This window comes from Leucobacter komagatae (assembly GCF_000834055.1).
GTDB classification, from domain to species: domain Bacteria; phylum Actinomycetota; class Actinomycetes; order Actinomycetales; family Microbacteriaceae; genus Leucobacter; species Leucobacter komagatae_A.
The window spans coordinates 12,263-31,891 of sequence record NZ_JXSQ01000004.1 but is presented as its reverse complement, the minus strand read 5'-3'; the positions used below and the strand labels follow the sequence as shown (position 1 = coordinate 31,891).

Genomic DNA, 19,629 nt, shown 5'->3' with positions numbered 1-19,629 from the left:
CCTACTCCTCGCCCTCAGGGCGCGGCCGCTGGTCTTCCAGCGCCGCGTCCTGAAGCGTCCGCGCGAGTATCGATTCCACAGGGCCGGCCGCGGCCGCAGCGAGCTCGGGACGCAAGGCGAGGCGGGTGCGTCGCTCGAGCACGTCTGCCGGGGATGCTGCCCCCTCGGCGAGCGCCGCGAATGCCACTTCTGCGCCGGTCACGCCCGCACCCGCAGTCACCTCTTCTTGCAGCGCGGCGTCGGCCGCCGCGATGGCCGCGACCCGCGAGGACTCCCAGCCGTAGCGGCGCCGCAAGCGCGCCGCGATCACGCCGTTCGGATCCGGCCCTGGCCAGGCGAGGGCCGGTCGTGCGTTGCCTGGCGACCGGTAGCCCGGTTCGGAGCCGGGGGAGCCGAGCACTGGCACCCGCCGCGATACCGCCGGCCGGTCGTGCGGCGATTCGCCGAGGCGCGCGACAGCGGCATCGACGGCATCCTCCGCCATGCGTCGGTATACGGTGAGTTTCCCCCCGGTCACGGTGATCGGGGCGCCGGGGGTGTCGAGCACCAGATGCCTGCGCGAGGCGGAGGCGGAGTCTGCCCCGCCGCCAACGAGCGGCCGCAGCCCGGCGAACGAGCTGAGCACATCGGAGCGGTCGAGTGCGGTATCGAGCGACGCGTTCGCGATCCGCAACAGGAAGTCGATGTCTTCCTCAGGCACCCCGGGCTCGTACCCATCGGCCCCGGGCGCGAGCTCATCGGTCAGCCCGAGGTAGCTCAGGCCATTCGACTGCGGCAAGATGAAGACGTACCGTCCGAAGTGGCCGGGTACCGGGGCCGTCATCACGGCCTGCGGGTTCCCCAGCCGCGCTGAGTCGAACACGAGGTGGGTTCCCCTGCTGGGCGTGAGCGGCAAGCCTGGGGCAAAGGCGTCGGCCCACACCCCGGCTGCGTTGATCACGGCGCGCGCGCGGAGCAGGCGCTCGCTCCCCGTGCCGTCGTCGACCCATACGTCGCGTGCGGTGGCACGGAGTGCGCGGCACCCGGTGACAACGTGCGCCCCGTGTCGCGCCGCGGTGCGCGCGAGCGCCACGACGAGCCTGGCGTCGTCCTCGACGGCACCGTCCCAGTACACGAGCCCACCGCGCAGCCCGCGCGCACGCAGCTGCGGTGCGAGCAGCCGTGCGGCGCGGGCGTCGATCCGGCGCGGCCGGGGGAGGATGCCTGAGGGGAGCCTGCTCCCGGCCCGAAACACGTCTGCGAGGCGGATGCCGGTCTCGGTGAGGGCGTCCTCGAGTCGCCCGCGCAGGCCGCCGCCGGAAAACCGCGGCACAAGAAATGCTCGCGACTGCACGAGGTGCGGTGCGATCCGCCGCATGAGCGCTTCTCGTTCAACGGCCGACTCCCAGGCGAGTGCGACGTCACCCTTCGCGAGATAGCGCAGCCCGCCGTGGACAAGCTTTGAGCTGAAGCCGCTCGTTCCGCTCGCCAGATCGCGTGCCTCGACGAGGCCGACAGTCAGCCCGCGCGTTGCGGCGTCGAGCGCGACGCCAGCTCCGGTGATGCCGCCGCCGATCACGAGCACGTCGACTTCGTGATCGGTGAGGTGCGCGAGCGCGGCGGCACGGCTCGCAGCGTTGAGGTCTCCCGGTCGTGCGTCGAACATTGCGCCCCCGTCTCTGCCGCGCTACCGCGGTCGTCGTGTCTAGCTGTGAACCGCCTCGCCAGCGGTGACGAGCTCGTCGAGCGCCCGCGCGCCGAGCGGCCGGGCCCCGAGTGCGGCAGCGATCGTGTCGGAGAGCTCGGAGCAGCAGCGATCGAAGTCGGCCTCCGACGGCAACAGGTGTGCTCCGAGCGCCACTCCGCGAACAAGCAGGAGCAGCGTGAGCGCCGAGGGAGCGTGCTCGGGAACGGAGCCGTCGACCCTGCCGGCGCGCAAGAGGTCCTCGATCGTGGCGAGCACAATCTCCTGGCTGCGCCCGAGACGCCCGCTGAGGTAGGGCTCCACGAGTTCAGGCTGGTGCGCGATCACCGAGGCGATGAGCTCCGACTCGACGAAGGCGCGCGCTCCCGCCCCGAGGAACACCGCGAGCCTGGTCGCGCCGTCAGTGTCGGGGAGGGTGGCGCGCAGCTGGGCGACGGCCCTTGAGAACTCCCTCGTGAGCGCGAGCAGAATCGCGTTGTCCATGCTCCCCATCGCCCGATACAGCGTCATGCGCGAGATACCGGCGGTGTCGGCGACGTCTTGCGCGGTGAGCTTGCGCGGCCCGTAGCGCCGAAGCCCCTGGGAGACCGCGTCAAGGATGGCCTCGTCTCGCGTCGCGAGTGAACTGCCCCTGTGACGATGTGCTTCCATGTGTCACACTGTAACGTATGGCCGCTGATATTACCGCGAGTGTCCCCGAATCGCCCTGGTGGGGTTGGGCGCCCTTCACCCCGGGTGGCGTGCTCCCGGCCGGCGCCCGGCAGGTACTTGCCGAGCGCCTCGGCATCGACCCCGACGTGGAGATCGCGCCGCCACCTCCACCCGCGACAGCTGCGAGCGTGCCAGAGTCCTCCCTGGGCGCCGAAGCCCTCGGTGCCCTCGCAGCTGCGGCAGGCAGCGGCACCGTGTCACAAGACCCAGCTGACAGGGTTCGCCATGCGGCGGGCAAACACACCCCCGACCTACTCAGGCAGCGAGCAGGCACCCCGCTCGCCTTCCCCGACGCCGTCGTAAGCCCGGGCGCGCGCGACGAGGTCGCACCAATTCTTCACGCCTGCTCGGCGCACGGGATCGCCGTTGTGCCATTCGGCGGCGGGTCAAGCGTCGTCGGCGGGGTAACCCCACTCCGCGGGAGCCACTCGGCCGTCATCGCCCTCGACCTCACCCGCCTCGACGCGCTCATCTCGCTGAACGAGGTCGACCGGACAGCGACATTCGAGGCAGGGATCCGCGGGCCAGCGCTCGAACGCGCGCTCGCCGATCACGGCTACACGCTCGGACACATCCCCCAGTCGCACCAACAGGCCACACTCGGCGGGTATGCCGCCACCCGCTCAGCCGGCCAAGCATCGACCGGCTACGGGGCGATCGCCGAACTCATCACCGCAATCACGCTGGAAACCCCGCGCGGTCAACTCGCCCTCGGCGGCCGGGCACCGGCATCGGCCGCAGGCCCGGACCTCAAGCACCTCGTGATCGGCAGCGAGGGAACGCTCGGAGTTATCACCGAGGTCACCGTCGCGATCAAGCCGCGCGTCACCCACAAGACGTACGGGGCGTGGGCGTTCCCCTCGTTCGAAGCGGGAGCTGCGGCCATCCGAGCCCTCGCGCAAGACGGCGGGGCAGGCGACCTCCCGGATGTCTGCAGACTGAGCGACGAGGAGGAGACCGAACTCACGCTCGCGCAGACAGACGGCGCCGCCGTTCGGCTGCTCCGCAGATGGCTTCGCGCTCGCGGCATCGAGACCCCGGCGCTGCTGCTCGGCGTGTGGGAGGGCACGGGGAGCGACACGAAGCGGCGCCACAAACGCGCCGTGCGGATCCTGAAGTCGCACGGTGGGGTCTCGGCGACGACAGCTCCCGCTGAGGCGTGGGATCGTGGCCGCTTCGGCTCGCCCCGGCTGCGCGACGAACTGCTCACTATCGGGGTGATGGTCGACACCCTCGAAACCGCCGCGACCTGGACGAAGCTCGCCGAAACGCACACCAGAGTTGCAGAGGCCATTCGCTCCGCGCTCGCAGCAGGCCCGGGCGGTGCAGAGACGCGACCGGCCGCCGTGCAGGGCCACATCTCCCACGTGTACCGCGACGGCGCCTCGCTGTACTACACCTTCATCGCGGGGGCCGAAGCTGACCCGATCGCGCAATACGACCGGGTCAAGGCGGCGGCAAACGCTGCCATTCTCGCCGCAGGCGCGACCATCACCCACCATCACGCGGTCGGCACGGAACACGCGGCGATGCTCCCGGCAGAGATCGGGCCGCTCGGCGTGAACGTGCTCCGAGCCGTGAAGCACGAACTCGACCCGGCGGGCATCATGAACCCGGGCAAACTCGTCTAGCTCGCGATCTGCGCGAGAGTTAGTTGGTAGCAATGGCAACGAAGCTGAAGCAATCAGTCATCCCGGGATCCACCGTGCTCATCACCGGGGCCGCCCGCGGTATGGGAGAACTCTACGCGCGGCGAGCGGCCCGCGAGGGGGCGCGCGCGATTGCGTTGTGGGACGTCGACGAAGCGCGCGCGGAAGCGCTCGCCGCTGAGCTGAACAACGCGCACGGGCGGGCAGTGGGGGCTGGCCCTGATGTCCGCGCGTACGCTGTCGACATCTCGGACCGTGACGCGGTCGTCGCCGCAGCGGCGCGCGTGCGTGAGGAGCTCGGAGACCCCGACATTGTTGTGAACAACGCCGGCATTGTGCGTGGCGCGCTGTTCTGGGAACACGACCAGGAGCGCGACATCGAGCTCACCATGCGCATCAACGCGCTCGCGCCGATGTGGATCACGCGAGAGTTTCTCCCGGCGATGATCGCGGACCGGACGAGGGGCAAGCGGATCCTCAACATCGCATCAGCCGCCGGGACTCTCGCGAATCCGCGGATGAGCGTGTATGCATCGTCAAAGTGGGCGCTGATTGGGTGGAGCGAATCCCTCCGCCTCGAACTCACCCGAACGGACAACGCGCATGTCGCGGTAACGACGTTCTGCCCGAGCTACATCTCAACGGGCATGTTCGCTGGCGCGCGTGGCCCGCTGCTCACGCCCATCATGCGCCCCCAATACGCGGTGAACGCCGCCTGGACGGGCATGCTCAGGGGCACCCCCATGGTGCTGCGCCCGTGGTCGGTGAAGGTGTCGATGGCTCTCCGCGGTCTCCTCCCGACGCGGGCGTGGGACGTGCTCGGCGACGGGGTGTTCAAGATTTACTCGTCGATGGACCGCTTCACCGGGCGGCAGTAGCTCCGCCAGCGGTGAGCGCCGAGATCACCACGCCAGGGTGGGTGACCGCGAAGTAGTGGCCGAGTTGCGGCAGCTCGATGAGCTGCGCGTTCGGCAGCGTCGCCGCAGCCCACCTTGCGACGCCGATGGGCACGTTCCCGTCGGCTGAGCCGTGGAGCAGGGTCACCGGTTGGTGCACCTCTTGGAGCGGGTAGCTGCGGCGCGTGATGCGGAGGTCTTCGACCGCTGGCCGTGATCCGTTGCTGGCGCTCGCCTCACGATCGGCTGCGAGGGTCTCCTGCACGGCGGCGTCGGCCATCACCGCGCGATCCGCCGCGGGCCACGCGGCCGTGTTCGCTGCGCGTGTCGAACGAAACGGGCCCCTGCCATCGAGCATCGCAGTGGCGAGCAGCGGCGCGAATCTCGCGACGGTGTAGAGGGTTGACACGATCGGTATGCGCCTCGCGAGCGCTGCGCGCGGCGCGCCGGGGACCATGCCGCAGGCGAGCACGACGCGCGCGATCCGGCTGGGGAAGCTGCGGGCGAGTTCGAGCGCGTACCCGGCCCCACCGGAAAAGCCGAGTGCCGTGGCCTGCGCGACACCCAACGCGTCGAGCACGGCTACGGCGTCGAGGGCAGCCGCCCCACCAAAGCGGGTATCACTGGCGCGGTGGCTGCGCTTCGCAGCCGAGGTGCCGCCAACACCCGGGCGGTCGAGCGCGATGATACGCACGCCTGCGGTGCGCGCCTCCTCGTGGAGCGGGAGGAGCTGGTAGCGCGAGCCAGGGGAGCCGTGTGCTGCGAGGATCGGTGTGCCGCGCGGGTCGCCGAGCACCGTAAATGCGACGGTGCGGCCAGCCCGGACAATCGTGCGGGTGGGTGGGGGGTCGTCCGGCTTGGACTCGGGGCCTGCCCCGCTACTGCCCGGCACGCGTGTTCCGATCCGCTGCGGCGAGAATCCCGTCGAGCACCATGCGCAGGCCGGCGGCGAAGCGTCGATCGCTGTCGTGATGCTCGGCAAACACCGACACCTCCCGCTGCTTCGGATCGATCATGAGCAGCTCGAGTTCGCCGCGTCCGAGGCGGATCGCAACGTGCCCAGTCACGAAATCGTGCACGGCAGCGTAGCCGTACGCGGCTTCCTCTGGGGAGAGGCCGGCCGTGCGCAGCGCGTCGACGACGCGGTGCGCGACATCGTTGGCCCCTGGGGTGTCGAGCGCAGCCTTGCGGTGCGCCTCGAGCACGAGCGGGTGCCGCATGAGCAGGTCGTGCAGGCCGTACGCGAAGGTCGTGACGAACGCGAGCCAGTCGCCCTCTGGCCACTCGGTGTCGCCGATCGCGTCTTCGACGAGTTCGGCGATGAGGGCGTGCCGGAGCGCGTCGATGCCGCCCGTTGCGCGGTGGATCGACATTGCCGATACGCCGAGCGCATCGCCGAGGGCGCGAAACGACACTGCTTCGAGACCGGAATCATCTGCGATGCGGGCGGCGGCGGCGTGGATCGCCGCGGTTGAGACGGCCTGCGGGCGGCCAGCCCTTGCGCTTGGGGGTGTATGGGTTACCATGATGCAACAATACCGTTACGCGTAACGAAATGGAACAATGGACCCCCTTGAAAATCTCAGCGGCCTCGAGCTCGCCGCAGCGTTCTCCCGCCGCGAGCTTGGTGTCGCCGAAGTTACTCGCCTGGCACTTGAGCGCGCAGAGCGCAGCAGCGACACCGTTGGAGCATTCACCACAATCGCCCACGAACGGGCCGGAAACGCAGCGCGTCGCGCACAACAGGCAATCGACGACGGCGACGCCGGACCCCTCGCAGGTGTCCCGACAGCGATCAAAGACCTCGAAGCCACCGCCGGTGTGCGCACCACCCTCGGCTCAGCGCTCTACCGTGACTGGATCCCCACGACCGATGACGTCATCGTTCGGGTGATTGACCACGCAGCGCTCGTGTGGATCGGGAAGACCACCGTCCCCGAATTCGGGGCGGCCTGCTATACCGAACCGGAGGTGGCCGCGCCCAGCCGCTCCCCGCACGCGCTCGACCGCTCGGCCGCAGGGTCGAGCGGTGGCGCGGCGGCAGCGGTCGCCGCGCGCCTCGTCCCGGTGGCGCAGGGGAGCGACACAGCGGGCTCACTCCGCTCACCGGCGAGTGCGTGCGGGGTCGTTGGCCTCAAACCCAGCCGCGGCCTGCTCACAGGCGGGCTCGCGGGCTCCGACGGCCTCGGCCTCTCCACGAAGGGGCCGATCGCGGTCACCGTCCGCGATACGGCAGCGATGCTCGACGTGCTCGCCGCAGCTGCGCCAGTCGGAACAGTCCACCCAGCAGCCCGAAACGGCTTCCTCGCAGTCTGCGACGTGCCACCGGGCAAACTCCGCATCGCCGTCGCGACCGGGTCCGTATCTGGCGGCGAGGTCGACCCAGCCGTGGCGGCAGCAACCGAAGCAGCCGGCACACTGCTCGCAACACTCGGACACAGCGTCACCGCGCTGACGCAGCCGACGGACAACGCGTTCGTTGAAGCCTTCACCGTGCTGTTTAGCGCGCTTGCTGGTGCGAAGCCCGTCCCAGCTGGCAGGGAACACGAACTGCGCCCGATCGTCCGCCACCTCCGCTCCCGCGCGCGTGCCGCGGACAGCGCTGAGTGCGCCGCCGCCCTCCTCAGCGTGCAGGCGAGCGCTGGAGCGTGGGCCGACCGATTCAGCGACGCTGACATCGTGGTGCAGCCCACCATCACCCAACTGCCGGCGCGCGTCGGCTCGCTGCGCAATGACCCCGACCCTGCTGCCGAACTCGCTGCGATGACGGCCTTCACCGGCAACACCATCCTTGCGAACGCGACCGGGTTCCCCGCCATCAGCCTGCCGCTTGGCTGGACGCAGAGCGGCATCCCCATCGGGGTGATGCTCACCGCGAAATGGGGCATGGATCAGCTCCTCCTCGCCGTCAGCGCACAACTCGAAGCTGCCGCGCCCTGGCGTACGCGCCAGCCCCAGCTCCCCTGAGGCCAGCAGCACCACTCGCGCGCTCCGCCCGCTCACTCCCGCACGCACCAAGCCCAACCCAGTGCTTCCCAGCCCAGCCCAGCCCAGCCCAGCCCAGATAGGAACCCCATGCAACCAACTGTCGACAGCGTCGTCGCACCCGAACCCCCGCACGCTCCCGCACGCGAAGCTGGCCGCGCCGCCACGCGGGCCGTCGCACTCGCGGGGCTCGCCGTCATCGTGCTCGCCGCGGCATCGCTCGAGGGCTTTGTGCTCCCTGTACTGCCGCAGCTCCAACGCGACTTCGGCGTTGACGCGGCGACAGGTGCGCTCGCGAGCGTCGTCCCCACCGTCATCACCGTCATCGTGACCCCACTCGCTGGGAGGCTCGCAGACGTCCACGGGGCAAACAAGACCCTCGCATGGCTGCTCGCCATTGTGATCGCGGGCGGCCTCACGTCCGCCTTCGGCCCGACGTTTCCCACCTTCATCGTCGGGCAAGCGCTCCAGGGGTTCGCGCTCGGCATCATTCCCGTCGGGTTCGTCGCGCTGCGACAGCTCTTTCCGGCCGAGCAGATCAAGACGGCCTCTGGGGTGCTCGTCTCCATGAGTATCGCGGGGGCGGGCCTCGGCGTGCTCATCGCGGGGCCCATCATCGACGCCACATCGCGCGCCGTGCTCTATGCCGTTCCCACCGGACTCGTCGCGCTCGGCGGTGCCCTGTTCTTCGCGGCAGCACGACGCGGGCAGGCCAAGACTGGCGACTCGGATGCGCGCGGCGATGCGGCGCCGGCTCGCACGGACTGGCTCGGTGCGAGCGTGTTCGCGCTCGCCCTCGTGGTGCTCGTCTTCGCGTTGTCGAGCACATCAACGCTCGGTTGGGGAGCGCCGCTGACGCTCGGGTACTTCGCGGGAGCCGCGGTGCTGTTCGCCGCGTGGACATGGGTGGAGCGCCGTGTCCGCGAACCCATGATCGATGTTTCGACGCTTGCTACGCGAGCCGTTGGTGGGTCGGTTGCCGTTGGTGTCGCCATTGGTGCGGGGTACGCGCCGCTAGTATTCCTCGTGCCCCAACTGATTGGGCAGCCCGTCGAGACGGGCTTCGGGCTCGGCGCGAGTGCGACCACCACAGGGTATTACCTCACAGCGGCCTACGCGGCAGGTGTCATCGCCTCGGTGCTCGCAGGGAAACTTGCGCAGCGCCGATCGGCACGCCTCGTCGGCTGGGTTGCGATGGCGTCGCTTGCTACTGGCGCAGCGCTCGCAGCGGTCGGCGCGGCCCCGATACTCATCATCGGCGCACTCGTCTTCGCCGGGATCGGTGCAGCCGCAGCATCAACCGTGGTCTACGCGGCAGCAGCTGTCGGGGCAAACGAGCACGAGGTCGGCGTATCGACCGCGCTCATCACGATCGCCCGCGCCGTCGGCGGTGCGTTCGCGACGCAGATTGTCGCGTCGATCATCACCGGCGACGGGGGAACGCCAGACTTTGCGACGTTCCGTTCAGCCTTCCTCGTTGCCGCAGCGCTCGCGGCTGCCGGAGCCATCGCTGCGGCCGCATTGCTTCCCCGAGACCGCCAGCAGCGGGCGAAAGTGACGTCGTAACCGGCGCAGCGCACGGCGCCGTGTACTGCGCAGTGCACGGAAGGGGGTTCGGCGCAGTGCCCCGCACTGTGGCACCTGGGTACTACGCGGTTCATACCCAAGACTGACGCGCGGAGGCCGCGCGGACGCAACGATGGGAGTATGAGCTTCCCAGAGGTGTTAAAGCAGCCGTCTACGTTCGTCGCAGCCGCGCTCGTCACAGCGTGTCTGTTGGCGCTTCTCGCAGCACTCGGGGGGTTCCTGCTCATCAACCAGGCAACCCAGACGGTGCTGTCGGTTCCGCAAGTTCACGCCACTGCGGTGAGCGAGGACGCGCCGCGCGGCCAATAGCCGGCACCCGGTTGCACGCAGCTCTCGCTCGGCGCGGGCTCGCGATCTATGCTGGAGCCATGTCGCACCCATTTTTCGGGGAAGGCCCAAAACCCCGCATCTTCGGGCACCGAGGTTTCGTGTCCGCGGCCAGTGCCAGCGCGGGAGTCGTCGAGAACTCCCGCGAAGCCATCGCGGCCGCACTCGCTGCCGGCGTCGACTTCGTCGAGTCCGACTGCCAGCTCACCGCCGACGGCAGGGTCGTGCTGTTCCACGATGCGACGCTCACGCGAACGCTGGGGGACCCGCGCCGCGTGAGCGCCGTGGATTACGCCGAACTCGCCGAACTCATGGAGCTGCGCGGAGGGCTGCTCACGCTAGACGAGGCCGTCACGGATTTCCCCGAAGCGCGATTCAATATCGACATGAAGTCCGCTGCCGTCGCCGAACCAGCCGGCGCCATCGTCGGACAGCTCGCCCCCGATCGAGTACTCATCGGCAGCTTCTCGGAGGCGCTGCGGCTTCGCTCGCTCGCCGCCGCGCGCGCCGCCTCAGGGGTGCGGCCGGCAACGGGGGCGGGGCAGCGCGCAATCGTGCGGATCCTCACGGCCGTCGCGATGCGCTCCAAGGCGCTGCTCGATCGAGCTTTCAGCGGCGTGGATGCGCTGCAGATCCCCGAACGGCAGGGGCCGGTGCGGGTGCTCAGCGACAGGCTGCTCAATGAGGCACACACGCGAGGTGTCGAGGTGCACGTCTGGACGGTGAACGCGTCAGAGCACATGCTGTCACTCGCGCGGCAAGGGGTTGACGGGCTGATCACTGATCGCGCCGACGTCGCCGTGGGGCTGTTCCGCTAGCCGCGGCCCGCGGCTAGCGAGGAGCGGGGCGCACCGGTGACAGTGCGCGCCCACCCCGTGGCCACCGACGCAGTTAGCGTGCGCAGCTGCAGCGATCCGCCTGCGCGACGCCCTCGAGCGCGGTCTCGATGTGCTCGCCGCAGCCGGCCCAGGTTGGCTTTGAACAGGTTTCGCAGGTGACGCGTGCGCACATAGTGTGTCCTTTGGGGTCGGTGGTCGGTCGTAGCCGACCACGAATGGGGTGGGGAATGATCATCCGCTAACACCATCAAAGCAGAAGCAGCCCTCGCTAGGCTTAAGAGGTGATGATGGCGCGCCCCTGCCGGGACGGCGCCCGAACGGCGACAAAGGAGATCCGATGAGCGAAGCGCTCGAAACTGGCATCAAACAGCACATTGACGGGGCGTTCGAAACAACCATCGCGGAGCTGTGCGAACTTGTGCGCATCCCCTCCGTGTCGTGGCCCGCCTTCGACCCGGCGCACGTGCAGGCGAGCGCCGAGAAGGTAGCTGACCTGATGCGATCGACCGGCGTGTTCGACTTCGTCGACATCCGGCGTGCGCCCGTCGACGGGCAGGAGAACGAAGCTGATCCCGAGCTCGGCCATCCGGCGGTCATCGCGCGGCGTGCCCCGAAGAACGGCGCGCCAACCGTGCTGCTCTACGCGCACCATGACGTGCAGCCCCCCGGGAAAGACGAAGAGTGGGACACCCCGCCCTTCGAACCGACCCAGCGCGGCGACCGCCTGTTCGCTCGCGGAGCAGCCGACGACAAGGCGGGTGTGATGGCACACGTCAGCGCGATCCGCGCGCTGAAGGCCACGGCAGGCGACGACTTCGATCTCGGGCTTGCCGTGTTCATCGAGGGCGAGGAGGAGTGGGCCTCGCAGTCGTTCGGCAACTTCCTGCGCGAGAACCGGGACGAGCTCGCGGCCGACGCGATCATCGTCGCCGATTCCGGCAACTGGGACATTGATACGCCTGCGCTCACGGTCGCCCTGCGCGGCGCCGTCGCGTTCAACGTGAAGATCGACACGATGGCGCACGCGACGCACTCCGGCATGTTTGGTGGCGCAATCCCCGACGCGATGCTCGCAGCGGTGAAGCTGCTCGGCACGCTCTGGGACGAGGACGGGGCGGTTGCGGTCGAGGGGCTCACGAGCGCCGACCTCACCACACCCGAGTATGACGAGGCGCGGCTTCGTGAGGAGTCGGGGCTGCTTGACGGGGTGTCGCCCATCGGGCGCGGTGAGATCCTCTCACGGATGTGGGCGCAGCCAGCGATCACGGTCACGGGCATCGACGCCCCTGACATCGCGAACGCATCGAACACCCTGATTCCGAGTGTGACGGTGCGGATTTCGGCACGCGTCGCGCCTGGCCAGGACCCGCAGGAGTTCTACGACGCGCTCACGGGCCACCTCACGAAGCACGCACCGTTCGGCGCGAAGCTTTCGTTTGAGGATCCGGGCCTCGGCCACTCCTTCAGCGTCGATACCACTGGCCCGGCTGTCGCACACATCCGTGCTGCGATGGAGCTGGCTTTGGTCGCGCGCCGATCGATATGGGGATTGGTGGATCGATTCCGTTCATCGCCGACCTCGTCGAGGAGTTCCCGAAGGCTGAGATCCTCGTGACGGGTGTTGAGGATCCGGACAGCCGGCCGCACTCGCCGAATGAGTCGCTCCACCTGGAGTCCTACCGCAAGGTGCTCGCAACCGAGGCGATCTTCCTCGCGCGCATGAACACGGGCCTGTAGTAAGCGACACAGCTAGTAAATGCGACAGGGGCGGTGGTGGATCTTGGATCCACCACCGCCCCTGTGTGCGTGAGGTTACTTGGCCTCGGGGGTTTCCGCGTGTGCAGCGGACGCAGTGGTCGTTGCTGCCGGTGTTGACGCGGCTGGCAGTTCGCCCTTCTGCGCCTGCAGCAGGTCGCGGATCTGCGCGAGCAGCTCCTGCTCGGTCTCGCCCGTGGCCTCTTCGACGACGGGCATCGTGCGCTTGCGGAGCTCGTTCATCGGGACGATGAAGACGAAGTAGACAACAGCCGCGACGATGAGGAAGTTGATGAGCGCGCCGATGAGCGCGCCGAATGCGATCGTGCCGCCGCGGGGTAGGTCGACGAGCAGTGCGGTGTCGAGGGAGTCTGCTTCGAAGAACATGCCGATGAGCGGCGTGATGAGCGAGCTCACGACCTTCTCGACGACAGCGTTGAACGCCGCACCGATGACGACCGCTACGGCGAGGTCGATGACGTTGCCGCGGAGCAGGAACTCCTTGAACCCTTTGAACATGTGCTTCCCCTTTGTGTCTTGCGTGAATGGTCTAGGCGTTTTGTGGGTGATGGTTCGCCACTAATGTATTGCTTCTCGCTAGGATACGCGACCCTGTGACGCCGCAGAGAGACGCGCTGTAGCCTGGCGACATGGAGTTTATTGGCGCCCAGCCTTCCCTCGATCTCACCTATTCCGACGTCTTCCTCGTGCCGCGCAGATCCGCGGTCACGAGCCGCCTCGCGGTGGATCTCACCCCGTCAGACGGCACCCCAGCAACAATCCCGCTGGTGTCGGCAAACATGAACTCGGTGACTGGGCCACGCCTCGCAGCCGTGCTCGCCCGGCGCGGCGGCCTCGGGGTGCTCCCGCAAGACATGGCCGTTGAGCCGCTCGCAGACGCGATCGCGTGGGTGAAGGCGCAGCCCGTGTCGTTTGACAGCCCAGTTGTGCTCTCGCCGGAACAGACCGCTGCTGATGCGCTCAAGCTCATCCCGTCCGCGGCGGGGCAGAGCATCGTCGTTGGCGTGCGCGGCAACGGCGGCTCGCTCGCAGTGAGCGACGTCCGCGGTGTGCTCTCAGCGACGCGGCTCCAGGTCGTGCCGAGCGATGCGCGGCTCGGCGATCTCACCGTCGGGGCGCCACCCGTCCTCGACATTGGCGACCTCGGCGGCACAGCGGCCGACCCCCGCGCGGTCTTCGACGCCGTCGACGCGCTGCTGGGCGACGGGGGAAGCCCCGCAGCCATCATTACTGACGGCGCAACCGTCGTCGGCGTGCTCTCGCGGCGGTCCGCCCTGCGCACCTCGATGTACCGCCCAGCGCTCGATGGAGACGGCCGCCTCGCCGTAGCCGTCGCTGTCGGCATCAACGGCGACGCAGCCGGAAAAGCTCGCGCGCTTGCAGCCGCCGGGGCTGACGTGCTCGTCGTCGACACCGCGCACGGGCACCAGGAATCCATGCTCCGCGCACTGACTGAGATCTCCGCGCTCCGCCTCGGGCTGCCGATCGTCGCAGGCAACATTGTCACCCACGACGGCGTTCACGACCTCGTGAACGCCGGGGCCACGATCCTGAAGGTGGGCGTTGGCCCGGGGGCGATGTGCACAACACGCATGATGACGGCCGTTGGGCGCCCGCAGTTCTCCGCCGTGCTCGAGACCGCGGAGGCCGCGCGGGAGCTCGGCGCACACGTGTGGGCCGACGGGGGAGTGCGCTACCCGCGTGACGTGGCGCTCGCACTTGCGGCCGGGGCAGGATCGGTAATGATCGGGTCGTGGTTCGCTGGCACAGCCGAGTCGCCGGGGGAGCTCGCAACCGACAGCGACGGTCGGCAGTACAAGGAGTCGTGGGGGATGGCATCGACGAAGGCTGTCACCGGACGCTTCTCCAAGCTCGACGCCTACGAGCGCGCCCGCAAGGAACTCTTTGCCGAGGGCATCTCGTCGTCGAAAATCTATCTCGACCCGCAACGGCCAAGCGTCGAGGACCTCGTCGACATGATCACCTCCGGCGTGCGCTCCTCGTTTACCTACGCTGGGGCTGCGACGCTTGAGGAGTTCAGACGGAACGCTCGAGTCGGGCTGCAGTCAGCCGCCGGTTACGAGGAGGGCAAAGCTCTCCCCGTGTCCTGGTAGGCCAGTCCGGCGGCAGCGGGAAGCTGAGAAACCGCGCCGATCCGCGCGGGTGTGCGCCGACGGATACGCCGGTTCACTAGACTGGGAAGCTGCAACGGTAAGGAGCTTTGGTGGAATACATCTCGACCCGCGGCGGGATGGCCCCCGCACCCTTCAGCGCGACACTGCTCGAAGGGCTTGCGACAGACGGTGGCCTTGCGGTCCCCGAAACCATGCCTGAGATCACGCTCGAGCGAATCGAGACGTGGCGCTCACTGAGCTACGCCGAGCTCGCGACCGAGATCCTCAGCTTCTTCGCAACTGACATTCCGGGGCCAGAGCTTTCGGCAATGTGTGAGCGCGCTTACCGTGAAGAGAGCTTCTCTCCCGGGATCGTGCCCCTCACTCCCATCAGCGAGTCGATCAGCCTCCTCGGCCTGTCCGAGGGGCCGACGCTCGCGTTCAAAGATATGGCGATGCAGTTCCTCGGGCAGTCGCTCGAGTACGTGCTTCGCAAGACCGGGCGCACACTGAACATCCTCGGGGCGACCTCGGGCGACACCGGCTCCGCCGCCGAGTACGCGCTGCGCGGCAAGGAGGGCGTCTCCGTGTTCATGCTGTCGCCCCAGGGCCGCATGAGCGACTTCCAGCGTGCGCAGATGTACTCGCTAGACGACGCGAACATCCACAACATCGCGGTCGAGGGCGTCTTCGACGACTGCCAGAACCTCGTGAAGAGCATCGCCGGCGATCTCGAGTTCAAGCGCAACAACACCATTGGTGCGGTGAACTCCATCAACCTCGGTCGCATCTCGGCGCAGGTCGTCTACTACTTCTGGGCGTGGTTGCGCGCGAGCGACGCGTTGACGCCGGCGGAGCGCGAGACCTTCAAGGTGTCGATCACCGTTCCGTCCGGCAACTTTGGCAACATCCTCGCCGGGCATTTTGCTCGCGAGATGGGTGCGCCGATTCGCCGCCTCGTGCTCGCCGCGAACGAGAACAATGTGCTCGACGACTTCTTCCGCACCGGCGTGTACGCGCCGCGGAGCTCGGCAGACACGCACGCGACCTCAAGCCCCTCGATGGATATCTCGAAGGCGTCGAATCTTGAACGGTTCATCTTCGATCTCCTCGGCCGCGACGCTGAGCGGCTCAACGCCGCCTGGCGCGAGCTCGACGAGACAGGGAAGCTGGACCTCAGCGCCGAGCTGCCCCGGTTCACGGGTGAGTTCGGCATCCTCAGCGGGACGAGCACGCACGCCGACCGTGTCGCGACGATCCGTTCGGTGCGCGAGGAGAGCGGCGTGACGATCGATCCGCACACCGCTGACGGCGTGAAGGTTGCGCGCGAGCACCTCGAGCCTGGCGTGCCGATGATCGTGCTTGAGACCGCGAAGCCGGAGAAGTTCCCAGACATTGTTGTCGAGGCAACGGGGGAGCGGCCCGAGCTGTCGGCTGAGCTCGCTGGGCTGCTCGACCTGCCTCAGCACGTCACGGAGATGGCAAATAACGAGACCGAGCTTCGGGAATTCGTCGCGGCGCGGGCGCTCCGGGCGTAGACTCCAGGCACATGGTCCACAGCTAGGAGGGGTCAATAGTGTTCGGACGCCGCACAGAGCAGGTACTAACTCGACGCATAGTTGAGCTGGAAAGACGGAGCGGCATCCGCGTGTCGGTAGACGACTCCGCTGATGAGCACACTTCGCCGGAATCGGGCGAGGCCCGCAGCCGGGCACGCGGTGCGTGGGGCGACGGGTTCGGCATGGTCGCTACCCGGTCGCTGCAGATCATCATCGTGCTCGTACTCACGGCTGGCGTCGTATTCGGGCTGCGCACCCTGAGTACCGTCTTCATCCCGATCCTCCTCGCACTCATCCTCGCGAGCACGTTCTGGCCGGTCATGCGCTGGCTGCGCAACCACAGGGTGCCCTCGGCTCTCGCCACCGTCATCGTGCTGCTCGGGATACTCCTCATCCTCACCGGTGTCGGCTGGCTCATCGTCTGGGCCGTGCGCGACGAGTGGGATGAACTCTCGGCGCAGGCCCAGGACGGCTTCACGCAGGTCGTCGAGTGGGTGCAGACGCTCCCGTTCGCTCCGAGCTCAGAGCAGATCTCTGAGTGGCAGGACACGGTCGTAGACTTCGTGACCAGCTCGCAGTTTGGCTCGGGCGCGCTCGCGGGCGTCGGCGCGATTACCAGCTTTGTCACCGGGCTCGTGCTGCTCATCGTTGTGCTCTTCTTCTTCTTGAAGGACGGGCCGCAGATCTGGCGCTTCCTCCTCCGCCCGTTCCGCGGTGAGTCCCTCGCCCGCGCGAAGCGGGCAGGCGACAAGACGGTCTCGACGCTCGGCTCCTACGTGCGCGGCACGGCCGCCGTCGCCGCCGTCGACGCGATCGGCATCGGCATCGGCCTATTCATCCTTGGCGTCCCGCTCGCGCTCCCGCTCGCGGCGCTCGTGTTTATCCTCGCGTTCATCCCCATCGTCGGTGCGACGGTCGCCGGCATCCTCGCTGCGCTCGTCGCGCTCGTCGCGAACGGGCCGCTCAGCGCGGTGCTCGTGGTCGGCGTGGTCGTGCTCGTGAACCAGCTCGAGGGCAACTTCCTGCAGCCCGTGCTCATGGGCAGGGCGCTCAAACTGCACTCACTCGTCATCCTGCTCGCACTGACCATCGGCACCGTGCTCAGCGGCGTGCTCGGCGCGATCCTCGCGGTCCCGATCGCGGCGGTCGCCTGGGGCATCATTCAGGTCTGGGACGGCCCCAACCTGCCAGCGAAGCCGTTCCGTCAACGCGAACGGGAACGGGTGTAAGCCGGCTACGCAGCACCAACGGAAAGGTCGCCCATGCGATTCCTGTTTCAGCTCATCTCCCAGGTGGTGCTCGCCGCCATAGCGCTCGTGATCATCCACTTCGCGCTCCCAGGCGTCTCACTGCACCTCGGCGGCTTCCTCATCGCCCTCGGCGTCTTTACGCTCGCGCAGGCGGTCCTCGGCCCGTTTGTGCTGAGTATCGCGCGCCGCTATGCCGCCCCGCTTGCGGGCGGAGTTGGCCTCGTGGCGACACTCCTGTCGCTCTGGATCGCCTCGCTGTTCAACGGTGGCATCGAGATTCATGGAGCACAGTCGTGGTTGCTCGCCCCGCTGATTGTCTGGGTCGTCACGGCCCTCGGTGGCTGGTTGTTCATGGCCCTCTTCGCCGAACGCTGGTTGAAGAAGCGTGAGACCGCGCGGACCATCGCGCGCGCCAAGGCCTAGCCAGAACGGGCAACACGCGCGGGCGCACCGGTTTTAGGGCCTCGATTTGTGGAGCGCCTGGGGATGTGGGAATATATATGAGTTGTCGCCGAGAGCTTCAGGCCCAAGGCAAAGACAACGCGTCCGGCCCTATCGTATAGCGGCCTAGTACGCCGCCCTCTCACGGCGGTAACGCGGGTTCGAATCCCGCTAGGGTCACCGGATAGAAAGCCTCACCTTCGGGTGAGGCTTTCTGCATTTCACGAAGCAAATCAGGCGCCTCCGGCCACTAGGCTTTCACGCATGCCGGAAGACACTGCCACCGATCCTGCACCCAATCGCACATGGGTGCGGATCACCGCATACATCGTCGCGCTCGCGGCGCTCATCGTCGCGACGGTCCTCGCGTGCTTCTTCGGACTGTTTCTCGGCTACGGGGCAATCGACTCCACCCGCCCCCAGTGGGTATTGGCGCTCATCCTTGGTGTTGGCACCATCGGGACTGCCGCGATCGGCGTGGTCTGCGCCATCTGGGGCGGCGTCAGTCTTGCACGCGGAGAGGATGGCTGGGGCGTCCCAGCCATCGGCGTCGTTGCCGTGTGGCTGAACTTCGCGATCGCCAGCGCACTCATCAGCATCTAGCGCCCAGCCGACTCCGCTCGTTGCCCACCCGCTGTGGCGCGGCGCCCCGAGAGAGTCCCCACGGCTATGCTTGAACCATCATTTCCACGCACAACGAGGAGCACGTAGTGACCCGCACGATCAAGCTTGCAGTGATTCCAGGCGACGGCATTGGCCCGGAGGTGATCGAGCAGGCGAACCGCGTCATCGATGCGGTGCTCGCCGGGAGCGATGTTGCACTCGAACGCACCGAATTCAAACTCGGTGCAGAGCGTTTCCTCGCGACGGGGGAGACCCTGCCAGAAAGCGAGCAGGCGGCGATCGCGAGCCACGACGCAATCCTCTTCGGCGCGGTCGGCGGCGTTCCAGGCGATCCGCGGCTGCGCTCCGCAAACATCGAGCGCGGCCTGCTCCTCAAGCTTCGATTCGACTTCGAGCACTACGCGAATGTGCGCCCGTGCGTGCTCTTCCCCGGCGTGGACTCGACACTCGCGAACCCCGGAACCGTTGACTTTGTTGTGGTGCGTGAGGGCACCGAGGGTCCCTACGTTGGCAACGGTGGCCGGCTCCGCCCGGGAACGCCGGCCGAGGTCGCGACCGAGGTCTCGGTGAACACCGCGTTCGGTGTTGAGCGGGTCGTGCGCTACGCGTTCGAGACCGCCAAGGCTCGTCCGCGTCAGAAGCTCACCTGGGTGCACAAGACCAACGTGCTCGTGCACGCCGGTGCGACGTGGCAGCGTGTCGTCGAGGCAGTGCACGCGGAGTACCCCGAGATCGCCGTAGACTATATGCACGTCGATGCGGCAACGATCCACATGGTGCAAAACCCAGCACAGTTCGACGTGATCGTCACAGATAACCTCTTCGGCGACATTCTCACCGATCTTGCCGGCGCTATCGGCGGCGGCATCGGACTCGCGGCGTCAGGCAACATCAACCCAGACGGGTCCTTTCCGAGCATGTTCGAACCGGTGCACGGCTCCGCTCCCGACATTGCGGGGCAGCAGCTGGCCGATCCGACCGCGGCGATCCTCTCTGCCGGGCTCATGCTCGACCATTTGGGGCTCGCTGCCGAGGGCGACCGGCTGCGTGCAGCAGTGCGCGCGGATCGTGCAGCGAACGGCGCGGCCCGCCGCTCCACCGGTGAGATTGGGGACGCGATCATCGCTGAGATCCCCGCGAGCGGCACACCGCTGCTCGGCGCGTAACCACCACACAACAGTTTTCCC

At 68.0% G+C, this 19,629-nt stretch carries 17 protein-coding genes, 1 tRNA gene and 1 pseudogene; 14 read left to right on the top strand and 5 right to left on the bottom strand.

The window, feature by feature from the left end; genetic code table 11:
* Position 1: 1 nt before the first annotated feature.
* Together SD72_RS04360 and SD72_RS04355 are read right to left on the bottom strand one after the other, a co-directional pair.
* Positions 2-1,645, bottom strand: a complete 1,644-nt coding sequence (locus SD72_RS04360; protein ID WP_042543232.1) for a glycerol-3-phosphate dehydrogenase/oxidase — start codon at positions 1,643-1,645, stop codon at positions 2-4.
* 39 nt (positions 1,646-1,684) lie between these two features.
* Positions 1,685-2,335: a TetR/AcrR family transcriptional regulator gene (locus tag SD72_RS04355; RefSeq protein WP_052492462.1), complete on the bottom strand. Its 651-nt coding sequence runs from the start codon at positions 2,333-2,335 to the stop codon at positions 1,685-1,687.
* Positions 2,336-2,352: 17 nt separating this feature from the next.
* Between SD72_RS04355 and SD72_RS04350 the strand changes: the two genes are divergently transcribed.
* Both SD72_RS04350 and SD72_RS04345 read left to right on the top strand, forming a co-directional pair.
* Positions 2,353-4,026, top strand: coding sequence for an FAD-binding oxidoreductase (locus SD72_RS04350; protein WP_042543231.1), 1,674 nt, complete (start codon positions 2,353-2,355; stop codon positions 4,024-4,026).
* Positions 4,027-4,058: 32 nt separating this feature from the next.
* Complete coding sequence (locus tag SD72_RS04345) at positions 4,059-4,922, top strand: SDR family NAD(P)-dependent oxidoreductase (RefSeq protein ID WP_042543230.1); 864 nt, start codon at positions 4,059-4,061, stop codon at positions 4,920-4,922.
* Here the strand turns inward: SD72_RS04345 and SD72_RS04340 are convergent.
* Positions 4,906-5,832, bottom strand: a complete 927-nt coding sequence (locus SD72_RS04340; RefSeq protein ID WP_042543229.1) for an alpha/beta fold hydrolase — start codon at positions 5,830-5,832, stop codon at positions 4,906-4,908. The genes SD72_RS04345 and SD72_RS04340 overlap by 17 nt on opposite strands.
* Positions 5,819-6,466 (bottom strand): TetR/AcrR family transcriptional regulator C-terminal domain-containing protein, encoded by a 648-nt coding sequence (locus tag SD72_RS04335; RefSeq protein ID WP_042543228.1) that lies wholly within the window; start codon positions 6,464-6,466, stop codon positions 5,819-5,821. The genes SD72_RS04340 and SD72_RS04335 overlap by 14 nt, the downstream gene beginning before the upstream one ends.
* 37 nt (positions 6,467-6,503) lie before the next feature.
* Here SD72_RS04335 and SD72_RS04330 point away from each other — a divergent pair, with 37 nt between their 5' ends.
* The 5 genes and pseudogenes from SD72_RS04330 (at position 6,504) to SD72_RS04310 (ending at position 12,415) form a co-directional block, all read left to right on the top strand.
* Positions 6,504-7,907 (top strand): amidase, encoded by a 1,404-nt coding sequence (locus SD72_RS04330; RefSeq protein WP_042543227.1) that lies wholly within the window; start codon positions 6,504-6,506, stop codon positions 7,905-7,907.
* 108 nt (positions 7,908-8,015) lie between these two features.
* On the top strand, positions 8,016-9,491 hold the full coding sequence (locus SD72_RS04325; RefSeq protein ID WP_084766772.1) for an MFS transporter: 1,476 nt from the start codon (positions 8,016-8,018) through the stop codon (positions 9,489-9,491).
* A gap of 141 nt (positions 9,492-9,632) precedes the next feature.
* Positions 9,633-9,821, top strand: a complete 189-nt coding sequence (locus SD72_RS04320; RefSeq protein ID WP_042543226.1) for a hypothetical protein — start codon at positions 9,633-9,635, stop codon at positions 9,819-9,821.
* A gap of 59 nt (positions 9,822-9,880) precedes the next feature.
* Entirely contained in the window at positions 9,881-10,657 is a 777-nt protein-coding gene (locus SD72_RS04315) for a glycerophosphodiester phosphodiesterase family protein (RefSeq protein ID WP_042543225.1), read from the top strand.
* Positions 10,658-11,015: 358 nt separating this feature from the next.
* Positions 11,016-12,415: pseudogene (locus SD72_RS04310) on the top strand (dipeptidase).
* Positions 12,416-12,490: 75 nt separating this feature from the next.
* Here the strand turns inward: SD72_RS04310 and mscL are convergent.
* Positions 12,491-12,952 carry a large-conductance mechanosensitive channel protein MscL gene (mscL, locus tag SD72_RS04305; RefSeq protein WP_042543224.1) on the bottom strand — a complete coding sequence of 154 codons (462 nt, stop codon included), beginning with the start codon at positions 12,950-12,952 and terminating at the stop codon, positions 12,491-12,493.
* 131 nt (positions 12,953-13,083) lie between these two features.
* Here mscL and SD72_RS04300 point away from each other — a divergent pair, with 131 nt between their 5' ends.
* From SD72_RS04300 to SD72_RS04270, 7 genes are all read left to right on the top strand, one after another.
* The gene (locus tag SD72_RS04300; protein WP_042543223.1) at positions 13,084-14,568 is read left to right on the top strand and encodes a GuaB1 family IMP dehydrogenase-related protein; all 1,485 of its coding nucleotides are present in this window, start codon (positions 13,084-13,086) and stop codon (positions 14,566-14,568) included.
* Positions 14,569-14,678: 110 nt separating this feature from the next.
* Positions 14,679-16,106: a threonine synthase gene (gene thrC, locus SD72_RS04295; RefSeq protein ID WP_042543222.1), complete on the top strand. Its 1,428-nt coding sequence runs from the start codon at positions 14,679-14,681 to the stop codon at positions 16,104-16,106.
* A gap of 110 nt (positions 16,107-16,216) precedes the next feature.
* Positions 16,217-17,356 carry an AI-2E family transporter gene (locus SD72_RS04290; protein ID WP_042543221.1) on the top strand — a complete coding sequence of 380 codons (1,140 nt, stop codon included), beginning with the start codon at positions 16,217-16,219 and terminating at the stop codon, positions 17,354-17,356.
* A gap of 33 nt (positions 17,357-17,389) precedes the next feature.
* Complete coding sequence (locus SD72_RS04285; RefSeq protein ID WP_042543220.1) at positions 17,390-17,800, top strand: phage holin family protein; 411 nt, start codon at positions 17,390-17,392, stop codon at positions 17,798-17,800.
* A 125-nt stretch (positions 17,801-17,925) separates the two neighbouring features.
* Positions 17,926-17,998, top strand: a tRNA-Glu gene (locus tag SD72_RS04280).
* An 84-nt stretch (positions 17,999-18,082) separates the two neighbouring features.
* Positions 18,083-18,421, top strand: coding sequence for a hypothetical protein (locus SD72_RS04275; RefSeq protein ID WP_042543219.1), 339 nt, complete (start codon positions 18,083-18,085; stop codon positions 18,419-18,421).
* A 107-nt stretch (positions 18,422-18,528) separates the two neighbouring features.
* Positions 18,529-19,608, top strand: coding sequence for a 3-isopropylmalate dehydrogenase (locus SD72_RS04270; RefSeq protein ID WP_042543218.1), 1,080 nt, complete (start codon positions 18,529-18,531; stop codon positions 19,606-19,608).
* Positions 19,609-19,629 lie beyond the last annotated feature (21 nt).